Consider the following 17880-nt stretch of genomic DNA (forward strand, 5'->3'; position numbering starts at 1 on the left):
AAAGAGGTCTACAATTAGTCGGCAAAACTTTGAGAAACGATATGAAACCACGTCAACGTCTTTTGCGCACCAATCCGCAAACTGCCGGCCAAGAGAATCTGTCCGCTGTTGATCTTCTGTTGCATCTGACCTGTGCCGCCGATATCGCACGCGAAGAAATCTATCGCCCCCTGCAGGACACGGCTCGTCTTTCGGAAGGCAAGCTTTCCCTTCTGATGACACTCAAGGACGCAGGCGGCGAAATGTCCATCGGCATGCTCGCGCAACACCTCGGCGTGACGGATGCAACCACCTCCATCATGATCTCCCGCATGCTCAAAGAGGCCCAACCTCTGGTCGAACGCAACTCCAGCACGCTGGATCGCCGTGCCGTGATGGTCCGCATCACCGCTCGGGGTGAACAGGTTCTCGCCTCAGTGCTTCCGGAACACTACCGCAAAGTTCTGGCTTTTTCCGAAGCCCTGACTCAAGCTGAACAACTGTTGCTTGTTGGGCTTTTGAAAAAACTGATCGCCGAACGGAAACCCAAGTAGCTCCAGTTGCCTTTTCCCGGATTTTTTCAAAAGCTCTCTTCAGTCATTTTTTGCCATTTTATATAGCTAGCTAAATAATCCGATCCAAAGCCGCCTTCGGAAAAGAAGCCAATATCCAGACTTGGAACACAATCGCGGTCAATTTCTGCCTTACCGTCCACAAGTTCACACCGTTTATCAAAGGCAAAAACGTCACGGATTTTCGCCTGATGTTGGCTGTGTTCGACGAAATGCAGAATGACGACATCGTCGCCATTGCCTCAGCCGACACCGACTATCTGACGTTGATCGAGTTTCTGAAAGCCAAAGAAAAAACCGTTCTTGGGTTTGCGCAATACCAGCCTTCGCTTTCTCCGCTCTTAAGCAAGTTCTATGGCACGTTATGCGTCGTCAAGAACGGTTGTGTGTACATTGTGCATCCGGAAACGCGCGGTGACTACCGCTCCTAAGGCTCAGCCTGAACTGCCGCCTCCGCTACCCGTTATCTCGGAAGCGCTTTTTGGCACCGTTCCCATTCGGCGAGGTCCGGTTCTCGGCGATGGCGGTCATTTGCACATGGATAATGCAACAAAGCTCGAATGGTGCAAAGACTTTCCGAAGCTTGCAAAGCGCATCAAGCCGATCGTGAGCTGAGTTCCGCCGACTCAAACATTCTTGAGCTTGACGCTGTCGTCCGGCGTCGGCAGGCAGTGCGCGCATTTCGCGCTTTGAAGTTGCTTCATTGCCAACGGCCGTCCGCTTTCACCCGTGATCCTTCAGCAGGCTCTCACCAGTTTCTGCTGGCCATTTGTGTCGCCAAAGCGCATCAAGCCGTTACCTGCAGTGGCATGCAAATTGTCACCCTTCCTGCATTTGTACGAGTACAAAGACTTGGACACTCCCAAGATTCTGGCGCATTGGAAAACATTCACCTCGCAACTCACGGTCGTTGTCGACAAGCTCTATGATCTGCCTGTTGACAGCAACGACCTCATGCATCAGCGATTTCTCCATCGGCAGGCCTACCTCGAACTCATCAGGACGGAACAAAAAAAAGCGCAGCCTAACCGCCCAGCTTAAGCGGCCGTTCGACTTTTCCTGATCGAATTCCAAACGCAAAAAAGGCAGACTGCCTTCCCTGAATCATCAGTTCAGCAGTCTGCCGTAAAGGGTGCCGGGAGCTAAGAGAGACTCACCCGGACCCAGGCTCCGGGACTCCCGGCATATGGCAGATGTCGTTATTAGAACAAGATCGGCTCGTAATACCCCGCAAAGAGCACGCTCGCACGCAGCATCAGGGCGCCGGCCAGGCCGAGCACAGCCGAAATGGCCAATGCAACATGCTTGCGGGTAATCAGGTTAATCGACAACGGTACGATCGAACCGAAGAGAATGACGCCCAACCAGAACATCATCGAATACGGGCCATCGATCAGAGACTCGGCACCGACGCGGGCGGCTGCCGACGACGAACTCAAAGCCACGTGCACAAAGGCAAAGATCGTGAAAAGTTCAGCCGCTTCCGTCCACAGAGCCGTACGGCGACTCCAGAGCACTTTGTGTGCCGGAATCTTTCCCGAGACCATCATCAGTTCGATGGAACTGATGGCCGAGGCCATACCGGACATGATCCACAGCAAAGGAATCAAAGCGGTGTTCCAGAGCGTGACACCAACGGCTTGCGTAAGCAGAAAGCCCGAGTAGATCGTAACAATGACACCCAGTGCCATCGTGATGTGGTTAAAGAAGTTGCTCAGCACGAAGTCTTCGCAGCTCTTGAACACACCGGCCAGAGACAGGGCGTAGAACACTGTTGCGCAGCACTGCAGCGTGAGCAGCACCATGCCGATCATCATCCAGCTGCCGAAGTTGAAGCTGCCGCTCGTGAGCGCGTAGAACGCTGCTACAGGCAGATTCGTGAGGCGAGCCAAGTGACTCACCACCAACAGCGTACCGAGGATGCTCGCTATGGCGCACAGGTACACAAGCGCCTTTTCGCGCACCCAGCCGTTGAGGAACATCCCCATGCCGGACAAGCCGATGAACCAAAGGAAGAATGCAATCGACCAACCCCAATTCGCGGATTGAAGCTGCATCGTGAGATTTGTGAATTCCATCATTTCTGCACCACCACGAAGAAGTTAGGTTTCGTTCCGTGACTTTCAAGAAGCTTCTGCGTCTTGGCGACGCGAATCTTCTGCGAAATGTCGCTTTCCGGATCGTTGACATCACCGAAAAGGCGTGCGCTAACCGGGCAAACGCTCACGCAGGCCGGCTGCAGTCCGTCTTCGATGCGCTCCAGACAGCCGCTGCCCATGCACTTGGAGGGCAGTCCCGTAATCGGGTGCGACCAACGCGCGTCGTAGGGGCACGATGCGATGCAGTAGTTACAGCCGATGCAACGCTTCGGATCATTGCGAACCAGACCGTTCTCATCGTAGTAGTTAGCACCGAACGGGCAGGTTTCCACACAGGGTGCTTCCGAGCAGTGCTGGCACTGCACGAGAAGCTGCACCGGACGCTTGGCCAGATTGGCCGTGTAGCGACGGATGTTGGAAGCCAGCCAGTTCTTGCCTTCGATATGACGGCCGACCATTTCAGGATAATTTGTTTCGACGCAGCTCACGATGCAAGCTTGGCAGCCGATACATTTCGTCGCATCAAAAAGATGCGCAAGTTGTTTTTTCGCCATCTTTTGACTCCTTACACGCGCTTGATGCGAACAGTGACGTTATTGCTCATGTTGCCGCAATCCGCCTGGCTCTTGCCGGTGGCAAACCAGTTGGTGTTGACGCCTTCGCGAACCCATTCGTATTCCGGAAGGAGCTTCTTGGTGCGAACGCCGCCCGAGAAGCCGTAAGCAAAGAGAGAGCCAGCGATCACGCGGTTGGTAACCGTCACCTGAGCACGTCCCTTCACAGGCAAATCGAGGCCTTCGAGTTCGATCGTGTCACCCTGATTGATGCCCAAACGCGCGGCGTCAATCGGATTCATCCAGATCGTACGATCGCCCGTAAAGCGAGTCGGATACGTAAAGAGCGTCACGCCGCAGCACGAAGCGGAGTCTTTACCCGAAGCAATGATGAATTCGTTGTCGGCCTTCGGATGCGTGTAAGCCTTCGTCGGCTGATATTCCGGCATCGGACTGGTGTTCTTAGCCGAAGGTTGATACACCGCGTAGAAGCTGATGATTTCGCCCTTGCCCGTCGGCGTCGTAAACGGAGTCTTGTAAGGCGTCTGGTCATACTTCTTGGCGTTGACCAGAGCAAAGCCCTTTTCTTCGACTTCCTTGGCAATACGATCGCCTTCACCGGGCTTGGCCTTGTTTTTGTTAGCAATGAACTTCTTCCAAGCTCCGTCCACGAGCTGTTCGTTGAACCACTTCTTCCAACCGGCGCGGTCCTTGATTTCTTCGTTGTAGCCCAAACGAGCGGCCAAGGCCGGATCAATGCGGCGAAGAATTTCACAGAACTGCCAGATGTCGTGGCGCGCTTCAACGCCTTCGGGCGGATCGATCATGGCGTCGGACTTGTGCGCCCAGCCGTCGCGAGCGTAATTCACGCCCATGTATTCATGGTTTTCCAGGAAGAAAGTGCTCGGCAGAACATAATCGGCCCAATCATTGGATTCCTGCGGCAGGATATCCTGACTAACAATAAGTTCCATGGCCTTGAAGCCTTCGATGAGACGCGCGGAGTTGGCTTCGCGATGGAACATCGAGCAGCCAGTCATAATGAGCGCGCGCACCGGATAGGGCTTACCGGTCTTGGCCGCTTCAAGTGCAGGCCACAGCGTACCGATGCCTTCAGGATAAAAGAGCTTGTCCATGGGCTTGCCTGGTTTGACTTCCCAGGTGACGCCAGTCGGTCCCGTGCACTTTGTGCCGGCCTTCTTGACGCCCGGGCCGCCCACACCGGCACCCTGCGTAACGATAAAGCCGCCTTTGCGGTCCATCTGACCGGTAAAGAGATTGATGAGGCTCATCAACTCGTAGGCTTCGACGTCATTGCCGTTGCGAGACGAATACCAGCCGTCGTCGCACACGCCGCCGAGATTAAAGAAGTCGCGTGCCGTTTCGATGATTCGCTTGGCCGGGATGCCGGTTTGCTTGGCGACAAATTCGGGTGTGTACTTGGCGTTGGCTTCCTTGAAGGCAACGAACACGGTACGGGCATGCACGCGCTTGCCGTCGGCAAGGTTCACTTCGCCGTGCCAATCCATGGCGGGCAGTACGTCGGGCGATTCGTCAAAACCGATCGGCTGTCCCTTTTCGTTGAGCTTGGGACCTTGGAAGGCGATGTTGCCGGTGTGTTCGTCAATGACGGCAAAGTAGCGCTTGCGGCCGCCTTGCTTGACCATGTCTTCGGTAATCGGCGTGTAGTCATCCGTCACGAGACACGGAGAATTCGTCCACTTGCGCATCCATTCCAGATTGCAGAGGTTTTCACGCAAGCCTACGAAAATCAGACCGTGCAGGAAAGCGGCGTCGGTACCGGGCTTGATCGGAATCCATTCGGATTCGCCCAGTGCACCTTCGGGCATGCGCGGGTCAACGAACACCAGGCGAGCGCCGTTTTCACGCGCCTGTGCAGCCGTCGAGAACACACCCATGGCGCAGTTCAGAGTACGCCCCACGAGAAGCAGATAACGAACGTTGAGGTAATCGGGCTCAACTTTTCCCAAACCCGAGAAAGTCGGACCGAAAATGAGGCGACGCGCAAACGTGGAAGCCGAGTTGCAGGTTGCCGAGTGATTGATCACATTGGGCGTGCCGAAGGCAGGCGCAAACCAGTTCTGATAGGCCGTGAAGTTGTGACTCGTGAGAACCACACTCTGTTCGCCGTCCTTGGCGATGATGGCCTTGAGTTTGGCTGCGATTTCGTTGAGCGCCTGATCCCAAGAAATTTCTTCGAACTCACCGCTGCCGCGCTCGCCCTTTCGCTTTAAGGGTTTGCGAATGCGCATCGGATGATCCCATGCCCAGAGCGCGGACGCGCCGCGGCCGCAATAGCCGCGCTGGGGATGATCGGGATTGGGAAGGATGCGAATGCTTGCACGCGAGGGCTTCTCTCCTTCCTTGTGCATGGCAAGCATGCCGCAGCGGGCGCCGCACATGCAGCAACCGACCGGATAGGCCTTCCAGCCTTTTTTCTTGAGAGTCTCTACCTCTTTCTTAACCGCCGCCCAGCCCATTGAGGAAGTTGCAGCAGTGGCCCCGGCCGCACCCAGCAGAGCGCGTCTGGAAATGTGAGGAAGTTTGACGTCTGCCATCTTCTTCTCCTGTTTCTTATCGTATATGCGGTGTTCCGATGCGTGTCTCCCGCACCGTTTCCGTCTCTTTATTCCTGGTGCCTCAGCGGGTCGTAGAGCTTGAAAAAAGCCGTGCCGAGACGACGGAAAGCGACACCTAGGTTCGATTGTATGAATTTGAAGAAAACAGCAAAGACCTTAAGTAAACAATGATTGACTAAGTAATTTCTGAGTAATTGCTCCTACGCCGTTTGATCTAATCTGGATTAGACAAAAATCGGGGGTTATACTTTTTGCAACTTTTTAGATTTTGTGTTTTCGTCATGTATCAACCTAAACTCCCCAAGGATTTGCGTTGCCCGTTGGAATTCGCTCTCGAATTCTTCAGCGGCCGCTGGAAGTCCCGCATTTTGTGCCTGCTCTATTCCGAAAACAGCGTCCGTTATAACGACATCAAAAAGGCGCTCGACAGCGTATCGGACACTGTCCTTGCCAACACTTTGAAGGAACTCATCGGCCACGGTTTGATCGAGCGACACCAGTTCCCGGAAATTCCTCCGCGCGTGGAATATTCCCTCACGGAAAAAGGTCGCAGTCTTGTTCCGTTCCTGCGCAACATCTGCCGCTGGTCCGGCCAGTACCACGATTTTGAACAGCTGTCGGAAGACGCGCTTGCTCACTGCAAAAACTGTGTGATCAGCAAGTATCACGCAACTGATCGCTCTTGCGACGAATGCTCGCAGCCTGCAACATGCAACTCCTGCGACCAAGCGTCGTCATAACAAACGGCGGTGATTGCTCTTTAGTGGAACTCCGGTCACAATCGGCACCTTGGCCCCCACCAAAAACGGGCTGAAAAGTCACTAAAAAACAGGGTTCTGAACACTCACGGATTGCTCAGTGAACTCAGTCAGGCGACCAACGGTTCAATCAATACCGGCGTCGCCTTTTTCTTTCAGCACCTCACTGTCTTCCTCAGCAAAGTTCGTTAACTCGCACCTTTGATTTTCAACGCTACCTATTCGACATCATTTCGCGAAAAACGAAAATAGCAAGTTGAGTGAAATGGTTAACTTGCATCGAAAATGCCCATGGACTGTTAGAAGGCCTGCCCATAGAATCGATTGCAGATCAATAGGATCGGCGATCTTGGAAGCTTCATGCAAGGCTTGTTCCGTGCGGTTGCTTGTCTGAGTGTCGAGCATTTCAACCAACCGGGCAAATACAAATGGACAGGAAACATTTACCGGCAGTCGCAGCAATCCTCTGCGCCACCATGACATGCACCGCCCAAGCGGCGGCAGACGTTAAAATCTACGGCAATGTAGCAACAGGCCTTTATTTCAGTCACCAAGAAGGCGGGAAGGATAGTCTGGCGGTTGCCGCTTTCAAACAAACTCCCATGGATACCTACTTTGGTCTCCAAACAAAGGAAACATTTGGAAACGGATGGTATGCGGGGGCCCAACTTGAAACGGGCTACCACGTTGATACCGGCAAGCTAACCGCAGAAGACGGAATTGCCGACCGCGTTGCCTGTGTATTCATCGGCAATGAAATTCTTGAAGTGTCAGCAGGTTGATTGCCTAACTTTACCTGCGCAACTGCCCCCTATTCTTTCTATGGGCGCATGCGTGCCAATCAGACCCGTTCCGGTATGCTGGGACCGGCTCCTGCTTTCATAAGCTACAACACTGGCAGCCTGGATAACACGATTGCGATGTCATCCAATAATTCTTCCGGTTTCGTTTACCAGGCCATGTACTCCAACGGCAACGAGGAAGAAGAAACTGCATACGATTGGGCTGACAACCGTCATGTCGGCCAAGTCGCTCTCGGCTGGGTTGGAGAACGTCTACGCCTCGGTACAGTGCTTTCCTATGAACGTTTCAGTCATGTGGTCGAAGGCAAAGACCGCAAAGACGATGCAATGGGTATTCACCTGATTGCCAGTTACGACATGTCTCCGCTCACGATTTCCGGCATTGTCTACCTGGCAACCAATGAACGCCGTATCGGCAACAAAACCGGGCTGGACGGGCTGCTGGACCTCGGTCCAAATCACAAGTTCGATGACAGATCCGAAGGCCTCGATATGCAAACCGTCTATCTGAGTGCCGGCTATACAATGGGGCCGCATTACTTCGCCGGCTCTATCGGGTGGCTAAACGCAGAACTTAACGGTTCGGCAGAAGGATATCCTCAAGACGATGGGGCTGCTTTTCTCGGGGCGTTGGTCTACTACTACAGTCTGAGTAAACGCACCCAGCTTTATGCCTTCACATCGTTTATGGACGGCAAACAACTTTTGGATGCCGGCACAGATTTCAATCAGACAACAGGTGGCTTTGGCCTGATGCATAAATTCTGAGGCCGACACTTACCGACACCATTGTTAGAAATTTTTGAGCCTTGGAGAATCCTGCATTTTTCTGACGGAAAGGTGCAGGATTCTTTGTTTTCACTAATCCAAAGCAGACTTCTCGATATACAGCTATTTCGCCTCAAATAATCGATAATCCCTGCATTCTTGATTTTGGATGTCCTGTTCTCAGGCTCAAGCATGACTTATTGGATTTGCTGAGAATAGAAAAACTCCCGGACTACCTTAATGATCCGGCAGACCGGGAGTTTGAGACACGAACAGGAGCGGCTGTGAACCGCTCCCGTTTTAATCGCTGTTAAACAACTATCTGATTACTTTCCGAAGGCTTGCTTGAGGTCAACAATGTGGCCCTGATAGTGCGGAGCAGAAGCCTTGTTGTTATAGACGTCAATTTCAACCTTCACGTCCTTGGTCTTGTAATCAACTTCCTGCAAGCGACCGATCGTACCCTTGGTCTGATCGAACAAGCCGACGGAGCCGTAGAAACCGAACATCGTGTCCTTGTCAGCCTGATAGGCGGCGTTGGACGTGATCGGAGCAAAGCTCTCGTAGCCGCGTTCCTTACCATATTCCCAAGTCTGCTGAACCGTCATCTTTTTCGGGTCAATCTTGTATTCGACCAAGCGAGAGTAGTTCATTTCGGGCAAAGCGGGCTGCTCGTAGTGGCGAACCTGGCCGTTATCAAAGACAACGATCGAGCCCTTCTTGGAAGCGCGCGGCCAAGCGGCGTGCTGCGTGTACGTGAAGTCAAAGCCGCCTTCGCAGTCGCCCGTGGGCGAGCACTTGATGGCCTTGCCGTTGGCGTCAACCGGCTTGAGCAGCTTCTTTTCCAGACCGTTCTTCCAGCCCACGGACGGAGCAAGAATCCACTTCACCTGCTTGTCGCGGCCGATCTTCATCACGCCCTGGTGGCGAGCGGAAATGATGATCGAATCATCCGTCGGATCGTATGCAACCGAGTTGACGTGCGCCCAGTTGCGGCCCGTACCGACGCCTGCAGCGTCACCGAACGGTGCGAGCGGTTCGGAACCCACACTCTGACCCTGAGCATCCAGGTCAACGTTCATGCAAACGGCGCCGAGGTCGAGATTCTTGATCAAAGCGTCGCGCGTCGGATCCAAAATGGTGTTCAGATCCCATTCGTCAATCACGTTGCCGGAACGGTCGACTTCGATGATGAAGTCGCGCACGGTCTGAACGACCTGACCGTCAGGACGATGGTAGCGGTACTTGGCAGCACGCAGCAACACATGACCGTTGGGCATTTCCCAGGAAGCATGGCTCAAATCAATATAGCCCGGCGGCAGTTCGTGCTTGGCCACGACGCGACCGGCCAGATTAAGTTCGATCCAGCGTTGGCCCTGAACGAACGTGTAGGTGCCGACCTTGGTCGGGAAGAAACCCATCGCGTAGCCGCGATCGGCAATGTTGTAGTTGATGCCGTCGTAGATGGCTTCGGGTTCGAGCCACCAACGGAATTCGCCCTGCGTGTCAACCACGTAATTCAGAGGAATCGTTTCGAAAGCGAGAGAACCGCCGGAGGGATTAGCCGCACTCTTACTCATCTTGGGCGTCTTGGGCATGATCCAGTTGACTTCGGAGCCCTTGGGAGGACGCGTGCCGGAGTTAACGAGATACAGACGGTTCTTGAACTTGGGATCAAGCTTGGTGACCTTGGGCTGCGGCAGAGCCGTGATGTTGCGGTTGTCCATGTAGGGCATCGTGAGCGCCGGCGTCAGGATGCTGTACGTGTCGGTAATCTTCTTGCCATCAAGCTTGTAGCTCACGACAACCGTGTTGCGATAGTCGGGATAGAGGCCAAACACGGGAATACCGTCGTTGGAAAGCAACGTCGAGCGACCGACGTCGTAGGTGATGTCGATGCCTCCGTTGGGCTTGCCCTTAACAGTCACTTTGATATCCGTCGGCTGCTTGGTGTTGCGATTGATAACAGCCGTCAAAGGCGAGTAGCCGTAGGGGTTGACGATCACATTGCCCAAATGCGTTCCTTTCGGAGTGGGAGCGGGCGCCATGGATTCGGCACTGGCAGCCATTGAGAAGGCAACAGCAGCGGCGGCAATCGTCAAGTGAAGAATCTTCATTTGTCTTTCTCCTCGTGGTCTAGTCGACGCACCGGCTCATTGTTTTTATTGAACCGGTTCCTTGCAAATCAGTCTATAGAGACTTGAATTTCAAGGAAATCGGCTCATACCCAGATTGGATCGCCACGGGTCGCAACGCGCGGTTGCAGGATTTGCAAAGACGCTTAAGATGGAAACTGTTCCTCCTCAAGAACGGCTAAAACAAGGCGGAGTTTTATGCACAATCAAAGCCACCACAATTACCCTGACAACACTGTTCTTCTGGTTCTCTCTTCGCTTTTTAAAACGATGAGTCTCACACTTACCGGAAACGAACTCGGTACTTCCACGGCCACCATCAGCCGTGCCCTGTCAACGGCACGCGAGTTTTTTGCCGACGAACTTTTTGTCAGAAGCGGACCGCGCATGGTACCCACGGCCCGCATGCGTGAGTTATTGCCCGACATTAACGATGTGTTGCGACGGCTCGAGAAGCTTTCGGCGCCGACCGTGTTCGATCCGGCTGATTTATCTCGAACCTTTCGAATTGCGGCAGCGGATAACGGCGTACTCGCCTTTCTTTTCCCTGCTTTCAAACGAATCTTGAAGCAAGCTCCACAAGTCAAGCTTGACGTCATCGGCCTCAACGGCGACCTTTTTGAGGATCTTCGCAACGGACGCCTTGATCTGGCCATGTTCCCGTTTGACCCGATTCCGCCCGAATGCCGCAGCGTTGTACTTGTTGACGAACCCGATGTGTTACTCGTTAAAAAAGGACATCCTTTGGTCGCCATCTACAAGGAAAAGGGAGAATTGTCGCTATCTGATATCCAGGCCTATCCAAAAGTCAAAATCAGCAACGTCACGCACAATTTCTCGGCAGCTGTCGTGCGTTACCATGCCAGCCTCATGGCACATGAAAGCGATGGAGCGAGCATCTCGATGCCCTACTTTTTGGCAGCCCCCTGGATGGTTTTGGAAACCGAAGCCACCGTGAAAATTCTCGAAAAAAACGGCAGGTTGCTTGCTCGCTACCTGCCGTTGGAGGTTTTACCGCTTCCGCCTAGCATTGCCGGCCATTATGAACGCCGCGTAATCTGGCACGAAAACGCTTCGGGCGATCCGGCTTTGAGATGGTTCATCGCCATGCTTCGAGCTTCGTGCCAAGAGCAGGCGCAGCAGTCAACATAACAACCGTCGGAAATTAGGCTTTTTTCACAAAATCACGCATCACCCAGCCGAAGATCATGGCGGCAAGGAAGATGGCCGCAACGATGCAAGCGAGCAGGCAGCAGGAAGCCATGTCCATGAACTTCCACTGCGGAATCAGGTACCAGCCGTCGGAAGACTGATAGAGCTCGATGAACCAGCGCTGCAGATCGCTCAATACGGCGCCGTCAGGAACGACGGGAGCGTCGTAGCCGCAGTCGCCTGTGGGCTGGAACCAGGCCGGAGCCCACTTTTCAAGCGGCAGACCAAACGGAAAGTGCGGTTCCGTCGAGCAACCCTGCATGCCGAACATGGCCATCGGATCGTCGGAATGCACGGCATCGTGAATGCCGATGAGCTTCCACGAGCACATGATTGTGTAAACGAGACCGTAGAGCGAAATCACGTAACCCACAACCTTGGCCCAGAGCGCCTTCGGGTTGATCATTGCGATGATGCAACCCAAGGCCATTACCAGATTGCCGTAGCGAATGTAGACACACTGCTCGCACGGCAGCATGTGCATCCAATCCTGAAACACGTAGTGAGCCAGCAGCACCATGGCGATCATGGCAAAGGCGATGATGCCCCAAGGCCAGCGCGAATCCTGCCAGTCGGCAAGCGTATTGACAGGATCTGTCTTCAGACCACTAAAAAATTTTTTCATCGCAAAAATCCCCCGCCTGCCGCGCTGAAAATTTGGCTTCGGGCTTCAGTGCCGGCTCGGTGTAGAAATCGAAAAAAATACCGGGAGAGACAACCGCGCTTGCAGCCTGCCGCCGTCCCTCCCGCTAGGAGAGAAACAAGAAACTTGTCGGAGTTACTTCATTTCCTTGAGTTCTTTGACCAGATTGACCATACCGTCGAAGTTGCGGATGCTCTTGGTCATGATCAGATACTTGCCGTTGACGACATAAGCCGGGATACCCTGGATCTTGGCCACGTCGTAGGAGGTCTTCCATTCGGCGCACAGAGCCTTGACTGCTTCGTCGTTCTTGGCCTTGTTGAATTCGTCAAGGCTAATGCCCGTTGCGTCCGTCAGGGTCTTCAGGAACGCGGCTTCACCGGACGTCCAGCGTTCGCCCTTCTTGTGATAAGCCTGATAGATGGCGTCCTTGGCCTTCTTAAAGAGCGAATCCTTGGATTCGATCGACACGCCGGCGGCCTTGTCCTTCAGCATGCACATGGCGAGGAATTCGCTCGCAACACGGCCGTACTTGCCCTTGGTTTCCAGATGCACCGGATTGAAAGCAAGGCCCAGTTCCTTTTCGATACGCGGCAGAACCTTCGGATCCACGCCGACGTCGTACTTGAAGCAGAACGGGCAGTCGTAACTGAAGATCTTGGTGAGCTTGCCTTCGGCGTTGACCATGGGCTTGTCGAGTTTCACATAGTCGGTACCTTCGGTAGCGGCCATCGCGGTGGCGGCGATAACCGAAAGACCGAGAGCAAACAAAGTCTTTTTGAACATTTTGAATTTCTCCTCGCTAACTTCAGCCGATGCCCAGTCAGAAAATCGTGCAGGCAATCGCGCTCAATTCTTAACACTCAGTTTAGAAACAAGATGCCTGCAGAACAATCGAGATTTGCCAAAGGGCACCTGCGTGTTCGTGCAATGTCTAGTTGCAGAAATTAAAAAATCCTTCCCGACCGGGCAAAAACAGCTGCAAAACGCCGCCGTTTTTGCCGGTCTCATGCCGTTACGGAGTTACTTGGAGAAAGCCTTGGCCACCGAAACCGGAAGCGCCTGGTAACCCATCGAACCCACGATCACGATCTCAACGGACGGTTCCTTTTCGCCCCACTTGAATTCGTTGATAACAGGCGAAGCGATGCCGGCCTTTTCACCGGGTTTCAGTTCGGACGGACGGCGTCCCATGCCGGCCGTAGCCGAGTAGACCATGATGGAGTTCTTGTCGGCCTCGTAGCGGGTAAGCGACGTCACCGGGCTGTACCACGCAAAGCCGCGTTCCTTGCCGTATTCCCAAACCTGTTCGGCCGTCATCTTCTTCTGGTCGATCTTGTAGACCACGGCGCGGCTGTACTTCATTTCAGGCAGGGCGGGCTGTTCCATACCGCGGGCGTCGCCGTTGTCGAACACCGTAATGTAGATGACGTTCTTGTCAGACTTTTCATCAATACGGAAGGCCGTATGCTGCGTCCACGAGAAGTCAAAGTCACCTTCTACCTGGCTACCTTCGATCTTGAGCTTCTTGCCGTTGGCGTCAACCGGAGCAAGGAGCTTGTCGGCCCAGGGCTTCTTCCAGCCTTCAGGCGAAGCGAGAATCCACTTCACCTTCTTGTCTCGACCGATCTTGATGATGGCCGACTGGTGACGGGACGACAAAATGATCGAGTCATCGGTCGGGTCGTAGTCAACAGAGTTAACGTGCGCCCAGTTGCGGCCCGGACCCGTGCCAACGATATCGCCGAAATGATCACTTGCGTCAAGCTTGGCCAATTCCTCGGCAGACAGCGTCTTACCGGCCTGACTTGCGTCAATGTTCAGGCACACCGCACCCTGATCGAGTACCTTCATCACGTTGTCGCGGTACGGATCGAGAATTTCCCACAGACGCCATTCATCGACCACCTGACCGTTGCCGTCAACTTCGACAATCACGTCGCGCACGGTGCGAACACGCTTGTTGTCGGCGCGACGCAAATCGGCGCTCGCCGCACGGATAAAGGTGTGGCCGTTCTGCGCGTTATCAAGCGAATGCGAGAAGTCGATGTAGCCCACCGGCAGACGGCGGTTGTAAATTTCGCGGCCCATCAGGTCGTACTTGACGTAACGCTGACCGTAACCCCAGGTGATGTTGCCGTCTTCATCCTGCTGGAAGCCCATCATCACGCCCGAGCGATACATCTGCTCGACGTCGTAGATCGGTTCAACGTGCATATACCAGCGCACTTCACCCTTGGTGTCAATGATGGCGTTCATCGGATAGAAGTTCCATTCCATCGCGCCGCCCATCGGGTTGTTCCAAACCATGCGAGTGGCCTTGGCGTACTGCTGCATCAAATTGTTGACAAGGTACAGACGGTCGGAGAACTTCGGATCCATCTTGACGACCTTGGTTTCGAACATATTGTGCGAAAGCGTCGGGTTGCCGCTCACTTCGTGATAAACGGGGGCGGTGTAGATCGAATAGGTTTCCGAAATCTTTTCGGTCTTGCCGTGGAACTTGCGCGTGTAGCTCACCTCAACCTTGTTGTTGTAGTCGGCATAAAGGCCGAAAACAGGAATGCCGGCGTGGGTGAGAAGCTGCTTGCGACCCACCTTGTATTTGATTTCTTGACCGTCTTTCTTGGGCACGATGCGCACTGTAGCTTCGGTGAGTTCGTAACCGCCGTTTTTGATGATGGCGGTAAGCGGAGCAATCTTGTACGGATTGACGACGATTTCGCCGAGCTTGCCTTGTGCGGCAAACGTCACGCGCGGGCCCGACGAGCCGCCGGCTGCGGCAGCCGTCCCCGAGAAAGTGCCCGCAACAAGTGCGGCAATGGTGCCCATGAACAAAGAACGACGACCGATGGTGACAGCCATGATTATCTCTCCCAACAAACAGTTCAAAAACCAAAAAGCCCGAATGAGCTTTCGCCTCTTTGTTCATCGTAAGCAAGGATCGTTTTTGCCGAAATGGCGATTTTCCTTTCCTTTTTCGACAAAAATGACATAAGCTTTTGTCGATAATCGAAAGTCAAACCAAAGAGAACGTCCCAATCATTCTCCGACGGTTCCTACGTATGCTTTCCTTGCGATTCAACCACTTGCTGGTCGTTCTCAAAATTTACGACACAGGGTCGCTTTCCGAAACGGCCCGGCAGCTGAATCTGACAATTTCGGCCGCGAGCCGCTCGCTTCGTAAGTGTCAGGAGGAGTTCGGCGACGAGCTTTTCGTGCGCAACTACCAAGGCATGGCCCCCACCGAAAAGTGTCGTGCGGTTGTACCCATCATCCGCAAGTTGCTGGCAAACTTCAACGATCTGACCGATACCAAAACATTTGCGCCGGCTGACATCACCCGCACGCTTTCGATTGCCGCCGCCGACAATGCCGTCGTGATGATCCTGCGTCCCGTACTGCGGGCGCTTTTGCGTGAAGCACCGCAAATGAACTTCCGCTTGTTGCCTTTGTCGGAGAATGTCTTTCGCGAGCTCGCCGAAGGCAGTGTTGATCTGGCACTTTTCCCGACCTCACTGGGCGAAACGCTTCCCGAACATTTCCACGGTCTCAAACTTTTCGACATTCATCGCGTCTGTTTGCTCCGCAAGGAGCACCCGCTTGCAACAAGTTATGCCCAAGGCAAAAAACTCACACGAAAAGCATTTCTTAAATACCCGAAAATTGCCGTCGAACTGCGTCAGAATGCTCGGGGCCCCGTGTTTGACATTGATACGTCATCCACACACGACCAACGAAAAATCATTGAGGTGCCGCATTTCCTGGGTGCCCCCTATTTTCTCGAGGACACCAACGCTACGCTTGTGTTGCCGCACACCACCGCAGAGTTTTTCGCCCGAATGCTGCCCACGCTCACCGTGATCCCAATTCCTGGCGAAAAGCGCGTCTATTCCACCCGTCTCATCTGGCACGAGCGCAATCACGCCTCTTCGGAAATGCAGTGGATCCGCAGTGTCTTTGTCTCGACTCTGCGCAAAAACGCATCCGAAGAAAACCAAACTGCCCGCTCGGAGGACCTCTGAGCCATGACGGCGCTTTGGATTCTTTTTTCGTCGTTCTGCAGCGCATGCATTCTCGCAAGCATTCAATGCCTACGGGAAACACTTGCGTTCATTGATGTGGCCTTCGTACAGTTCTTGTTCGTATTGGCCGTCACCGTCGTCGTGATGCTCGTTCGCCAGGTTCCGTTCTCAACCCACGTCTGGCACCTGCACCTATTGCGATCCATAATCGGCGTAGGGGTCGTCATAACACAGATCATCACCGCCATGAACATGCCGGTGGCGGCCGCCCAGACGCTGCAGTACACCTCTCCGCTTTTTGTGGCTGGCTTCTCTGCGATCGCCTCTTTTCGCAATGGCGAACACATCGACTGGCGCATCTTGGCGTCCATTACGGCGGCTTTCATCGGCATCCTCGTGATGTTTCATCCTTCGGAGCGCTCTTTTCCGGCCGTCTACGTCCCGATCGGATTATTGTGCGGGTTGTTTACGGCCGCCGCCATTCTGATACTCAAGAAACTGGGAAGCGTCAATGAACCGGTCCCCCGCACCGTTTTTTACTTTCATCTGCACGGTGCCGTCGTATTGGGAGTCTTGGAGTTGTTCTGCGGACAACTTACCGTCTCCCAATTGCAGCAAACGCCTCTGGCTTTGATGCTGATCTTTCTCACATGCGCACAATTTGCCCGGGCGTTGGGCTGGGGCAAAGGCAACACATTCCTCGGTGCCGTTTTCACGTTTTCCGGTGTGGTTTTTGCCGCCTTTATTGACAGCGCCTTTTTCGGCGTCACACCAAGTCTGCGTTCCCTTTTCGGCATGCTCATCATTGTTGCTGCTGCAGCCGCCTGCCTTGGTCTGATTGCCAAAGCTGAAAAAAACGGTAAGTTCGTCCCTACACTTCGATCACAGCCTTCGGATTGAAGTTAAGTTCCTTTCCGGGGCGAACGGTGCCAAGCTGATTGGAAACAATGCGTGTTCTACCGTACTGAACATTTCCCGAAACATGAGAGTGTCCGTGAATCCAAAATGCCGGCTGATACGCGTCAATCAAATCACAGCAATCGGCGATGAAAGCCTCCCGAACGGGCGAATTGACGTAGCGCTCGGGCGTAGCCTGCGGCACAGGGACATAGTGCGTGACCACCACCGTTTTGTTCGGATTGCACATCTGAAGCGTCCGAGCCAAAAACGCTCTGCTTTCCGAATGCAAACGATTGACAATTTCCGTTGAAATTGTTTTGCCATCAAAATATATCTGACGATAGTCAACGACTTCTTCTTCGATTTCCGTCTTTTGCAGAGTGATTGCGGACCAAAGCGTTGTCAGTACCAACGAAACTTCTTCGACGTGAACGCATACGTTGTTGGCGTAGGTCACGTTCGGCCGCACAGGAACCTGAAGCGACGCAAGGCCAAGCAGATTCGATCGATCGGCGTGGTAGTCGTGGTTGCCGGGCACAATCCACGTGTGCTGAAAACTCCGAGCGCACCAATCCCAGAATGCATCAGCTTTGTGCCAGTCGCTCAACAAGGAAATATCGCCGGCAAGAAGCAGGTACTCAGCCGCAGGCTCAAGCGCGCCCGCCAGCACGAAGTCCCGATTGGCCGGTATCTCCAAATGCAAATCGGAAGCGTATTGCAACCGCATGACAAAGCTCCGTTGTTCCGTTCGAAACAACATACCCGAGAAGCAGTAGTGCCGCAACTTTGTCGCCTCCTGTTGCTTTTGCTTGCAGCATCCGGTCGCTGTTTC

Annotated in this window: 17 protein-coding genes and 1 pseudogene; 9 read left to right on the forward strand and 9 right to left on the reverse strand. The window is 53.8% G+C overall.

The features are described from left to right. Window positions 1-41: 41 nt before the first annotated feature. Window positions 42-533 carry a MarR family winged helix-turn-helix transcriptional regulator gene (locus tag DW133_RS02300; RefSeq protein ID WP_118274858.1) on the forward strand — a complete coding sequence of 164 codons (492 nt, stop codon included), beginning with the start codon at window positions 42-44 and terminating at the stop codon, window positions 531-533. Window positions 534-559: 26 nt separating this feature from the next. On the opposite strand, the gene DW133_RS10245 is transcribed toward DW133_RS02300, so the two are convergent. Then, window positions 560-694: a hypothetical protein gene (locus tag DW133_RS10245; RefSeq protein ID WP_255415070.1), complete on the reverse strand. Its 135-nt coding sequence runs from the start codon at window positions 692-694 to the stop codon at window positions 560-562. Between DW133_RS10245 and DW133_RS02305 the strand changes: the two genes are divergently transcribed. From DW133_RS02305 to DW133_RS09970, 3 genes are all read left to right on the forward strand, one after another. Then, window positions 665-982 (forward strand): NYN domain-containing protein, encoded by a 318-nt coding sequence (locus tag DW133_RS02305; protein WP_233542094.1) that lies wholly within the window; start codon window positions 665-667, stop codon window positions 980-982. The genes DW133_RS10245 and DW133_RS02305 overlap by 30 nt on opposite strands. Next, window positions 966-1166, forward strand: coding sequence for a hypothetical protein (locus tag DW133_RS02310; protein WP_118274862.1), 201 nt, complete (start codon window positions 966-968; stop codon window positions 1164-1166). The genes DW133_RS02305 and DW133_RS02310 overlap by 17 nt, the downstream gene beginning before the upstream one ends. A gap of 237 nt (window positions 1167-1403) precedes the next feature. Further along, window positions 1404-1592, forward strand: a complete 189-nt coding sequence (locus DW133_RS09970) for a hypothetical protein (RefSeq protein WP_147408841.1) — start codon at window positions 1404-1406, stop codon at window positions 1590-1592. A gap of 161 nt (window positions 1593-1753) precedes the next feature. Here the strand turns inward: DW133_RS09970 and nrfD are convergent, their stop codons facing one another. Genes nrfD through DW133_RS02330 form a run of 3 tightly spaced genes read right to left on the reverse strand, consistent with a single transcriptional unit; the run spans window position 1754 to window position 5783 of the window. After that, complete coding sequence (gene nrfD / locus DW133_RS02320; RefSeq protein WP_118274866.1) at window positions 1754-2632, reverse strand: NrfD/PsrC family molybdoenzyme membrane anchor subunit; 879 nt, start codon at window positions 2630-2632, stop codon at window positions 1754-1756. After that, a complete protein-coding gene (locus DW133_RS02325) occupies window positions 2629-3204 on the reverse strand; it encodes a 4Fe-4S dicluster domain-containing protein (protein WP_118274868.1) in 576 nt (191 codons plus the stop codon). The genes nrfD and DW133_RS02325 overlap by 4 nt, the downstream gene beginning before the upstream one ends. A gap of 11 nt (window positions 3205-3215) precedes the next feature. Then, on the reverse strand, window positions 3216-5783 hold the full coding sequence (locus DW133_RS02330; protein WP_118274870.1) for a molybdopterin-dependent oxidoreductase: 2568 nt from the start codon (window positions 5781-5783) through the stop codon (window positions 3216-3218). A gap of 302 nt (window positions 5784-6085) precedes the next feature. Here DW133_RS02330 and DW133_RS02335 point away from each other — a divergent pair, with 302 nt between their 5' ends. Both DW133_RS02335 and DW133_RS02345 read left to right on the forward strand, forming a co-directional pair. Beyond that, a complete protein-coding gene (locus DW133_RS02335) occupies window positions 6086-6544 on the forward strand; it encodes a helix-turn-helix domain-containing protein (RefSeq protein ID WP_118274872.1) in 459 nt (152 codons plus the stop codon). A 446-nt stretch (window positions 6545-6990) separates the two neighbouring features. Then, a pseudogene (locus DW133_RS02345) lies at window positions 6991-8133 on the forward strand (porin). Between the two features lie 326 nt (window positions 8134-8459). Here the strand turns inward: DW133_RS02345 and DW133_RS02350 are convergent. After that, window positions 8460-10250, reverse strand: a complete 1791-nt coding sequence (locus DW133_RS02350) for an aryl-sulfate sulfotransferase (protein ID WP_118274878.1) — start codon at window positions 10248-10250, stop codon at window positions 8460-8462. A gap of 216 nt (window positions 10251-10466) precedes the next feature. Between DW133_RS02350 and DW133_RS02355 the strand changes: the two genes are divergently transcribed. Beyond that, window positions 10467-11420 carry a LysR family transcriptional regulator gene (locus DW133_RS02355; RefSeq protein WP_118274880.1) on the forward strand — a complete coding sequence of 318 codons (954 nt, stop codon included), beginning with the start codon at window positions 10467-10469 and terminating at the stop codon, window positions 11418-11420. A gap of 13 nt (window positions 11421-11433) precedes the next feature. Here the strand turns inward: DW133_RS02355 and dsbI are convergent, their stop codons facing one another. From dsbI to DW133_RS02370, 3 genes are all read right to left on the reverse strand, one after another. Then, window positions 11434-12105, reverse strand: coding sequence for a protein-disulfide oxidoreductase DsbI (gene dsbI / locus DW133_RS02360; protein ID WP_118274882.1), 672 nt, complete (start codon window positions 12103-12105; stop codon window positions 11434-11436). 153 nt (window positions 12106-12258) lie between these two features. After that, window positions 12259-12909 carry a thiol:disulfide interchange protein DsbA/DsbL gene (locus tag DW133_RS02365; RefSeq protein ID WP_118274883.1) on the reverse strand — a complete coding sequence of 217 codons (651 nt, stop codon included), beginning with the start codon at window positions 12907-12909 and terminating at the stop codon, window positions 12259-12261. 237 nt (window positions 12910-13146) lie between these two features. Continuing rightward, a complete protein-coding gene (locus DW133_RS02370) occupies window positions 13147-14988 on the reverse strand; it encodes an aryl-sulfate sulfotransferase (RefSeq protein ID WP_118274885.1) in 1842 nt (613 codons plus the stop codon). Between the two features lie 200 nt (window positions 14989-15188). On the opposite strand from DW133_RS02370, the gene DW133_RS02375 reads away from it, so the two are divergent. Both DW133_RS02375 and DW133_RS02380 read left to right on the forward strand, forming a co-directional pair. Continuing rightward, the gene (locus DW133_RS02375) at window positions 15189-16148 is read left to right on the forward strand and encodes a LysR family transcriptional regulator (RefSeq protein WP_118274887.1); all 960 of its coding nucleotides are present in this window, start codon (window positions 15189-15191) and stop codon (window positions 16146-16148) included. 3 nt (window positions 16149-16151) lie between these two features. Then, entirely contained in the window at window positions 16152-17048 is an 897-nt protein-coding gene (locus DW133_RS02380; protein WP_118274889.1) for a DMT family transporter, read from the forward strand. Here DW133_RS02380 and DW133_RS02385 read toward each other — a convergent pair. Then, complete coding sequence (locus DW133_RS02385; RefSeq protein WP_158571094.1) at window positions 17020-17775, reverse strand: metallophosphoesterase; 756 nt, start codon at window positions 17773-17775, stop codon at window positions 17020-17022. The genes DW133_RS02380 and DW133_RS02385 overlap by 29 nt on opposite strands. Window positions 17776-17880 lie beyond the last annotated feature (105 nt).

Source organism: Sutterella sp. AM11-39 (assembly GCF_003472385.1).
Lineage (GTDB): Bacteria > Pseudomonadota > Gammaproteobacteria > Burkholderiales > Burkholderiaceae_F > Duodenibacillus > Duodenibacillus intestinigallinarum.

What these genes read in the sequence shown, in the direction of transcription:
- DW133_RS02300 (WP_118274858.1), top strand. Translation starts at nt 42, where the DNA reads ATGAAACCACGTCAACGTCTTTTGCGCACCAATCCGCAAACTGCCGGC.
- nrfD (WP_118274866.1), bottom strand. Translation starts at nt 2,632, where the DNA reads ATGATGGAATTCACAAATCTCACGATGCAGCTTCAATCCGCGAATTGG.
- DW133_RS02325 (WP_118274868.1), bottom strand. Translation starts at nt 3,204, where the DNA reads ATGGCGAAAAAACAACTTGCGCATCTTTTTGATGCGACGAAATGTATC.
- DW133_RS02330 (WP_118274870.1), bottom strand. Translation starts at nt 5,783, where the DNA reads ATGGCAGACGTCAAACTTCCTCACATTTCCAGACGCGCTCTGCTGGGT.
- DW133_RS02335 (WP_118274872.1), top strand. Translation starts at nt 6,086, where the DNA reads ATGTATCAACCTAAACTCCCCAAGGATTTGCGTTGCCCGTTGGAATTC.
- DW133_RS02350 (WP_118274878.1), bottom strand. Translation starts at nt 10,250, where the DNA reads ATGAAGATTCTTCACTTGACGATTGCCGCCGCTGCTGTTGCCTTCTCA.
- DW133_RS02355 (WP_118274880.1), top strand. Translation starts at nt 10,467, where the DNA reads ATGCACAATCAAAGCCACCACAATTACCCTGACAACACTGTTCTTCTG.
- dsbI (WP_118274882.1), bottom strand. Translation starts at nt 12,105, where the DNA reads ATGAAAAAATTTTTTAGTGGTCTGAAGACAGATCCTGTCAATACGCTT.
- DW133_RS02365 (WP_118274883.1), bottom strand. Translation starts at nt 12,909, where the DNA reads ATGTTCAAAAAGACTTTGTTTGCTCTCGGTCTTTCGGTTATCGCCGCC.
- DW133_RS02370 (WP_118274885.1), bottom strand. Translation starts at nt 14,988, where the DNA reads ATGGCTGTCACCATCGGTCGTCGTTCTTTGTTCATGGGCACCATTGCC.
- DW133_RS02375 (WP_118274887.1), top strand. Translation starts at nt 15,189, where the DNA reads ATGCTTTCCTTGCGATTCAACCACTTGCTGGTCGTTCTCAAAATTTAC.
- DW133_RS02380 (WP_118274889.1), top strand. Translation starts at nt 16,152, where the DNA reads ATGACGGCGCTTTGGATTCTTTTTTCGTCGTTCTGCAGCGCATGCATT.
- DW133_RS02385 (WP_158571094.1), bottom strand. Translation starts at nt 17,775, where the DNA reads ATGCGGTTGCAATACGCTTCCGATTTGCATTTGGAGATACCGGCCAAT.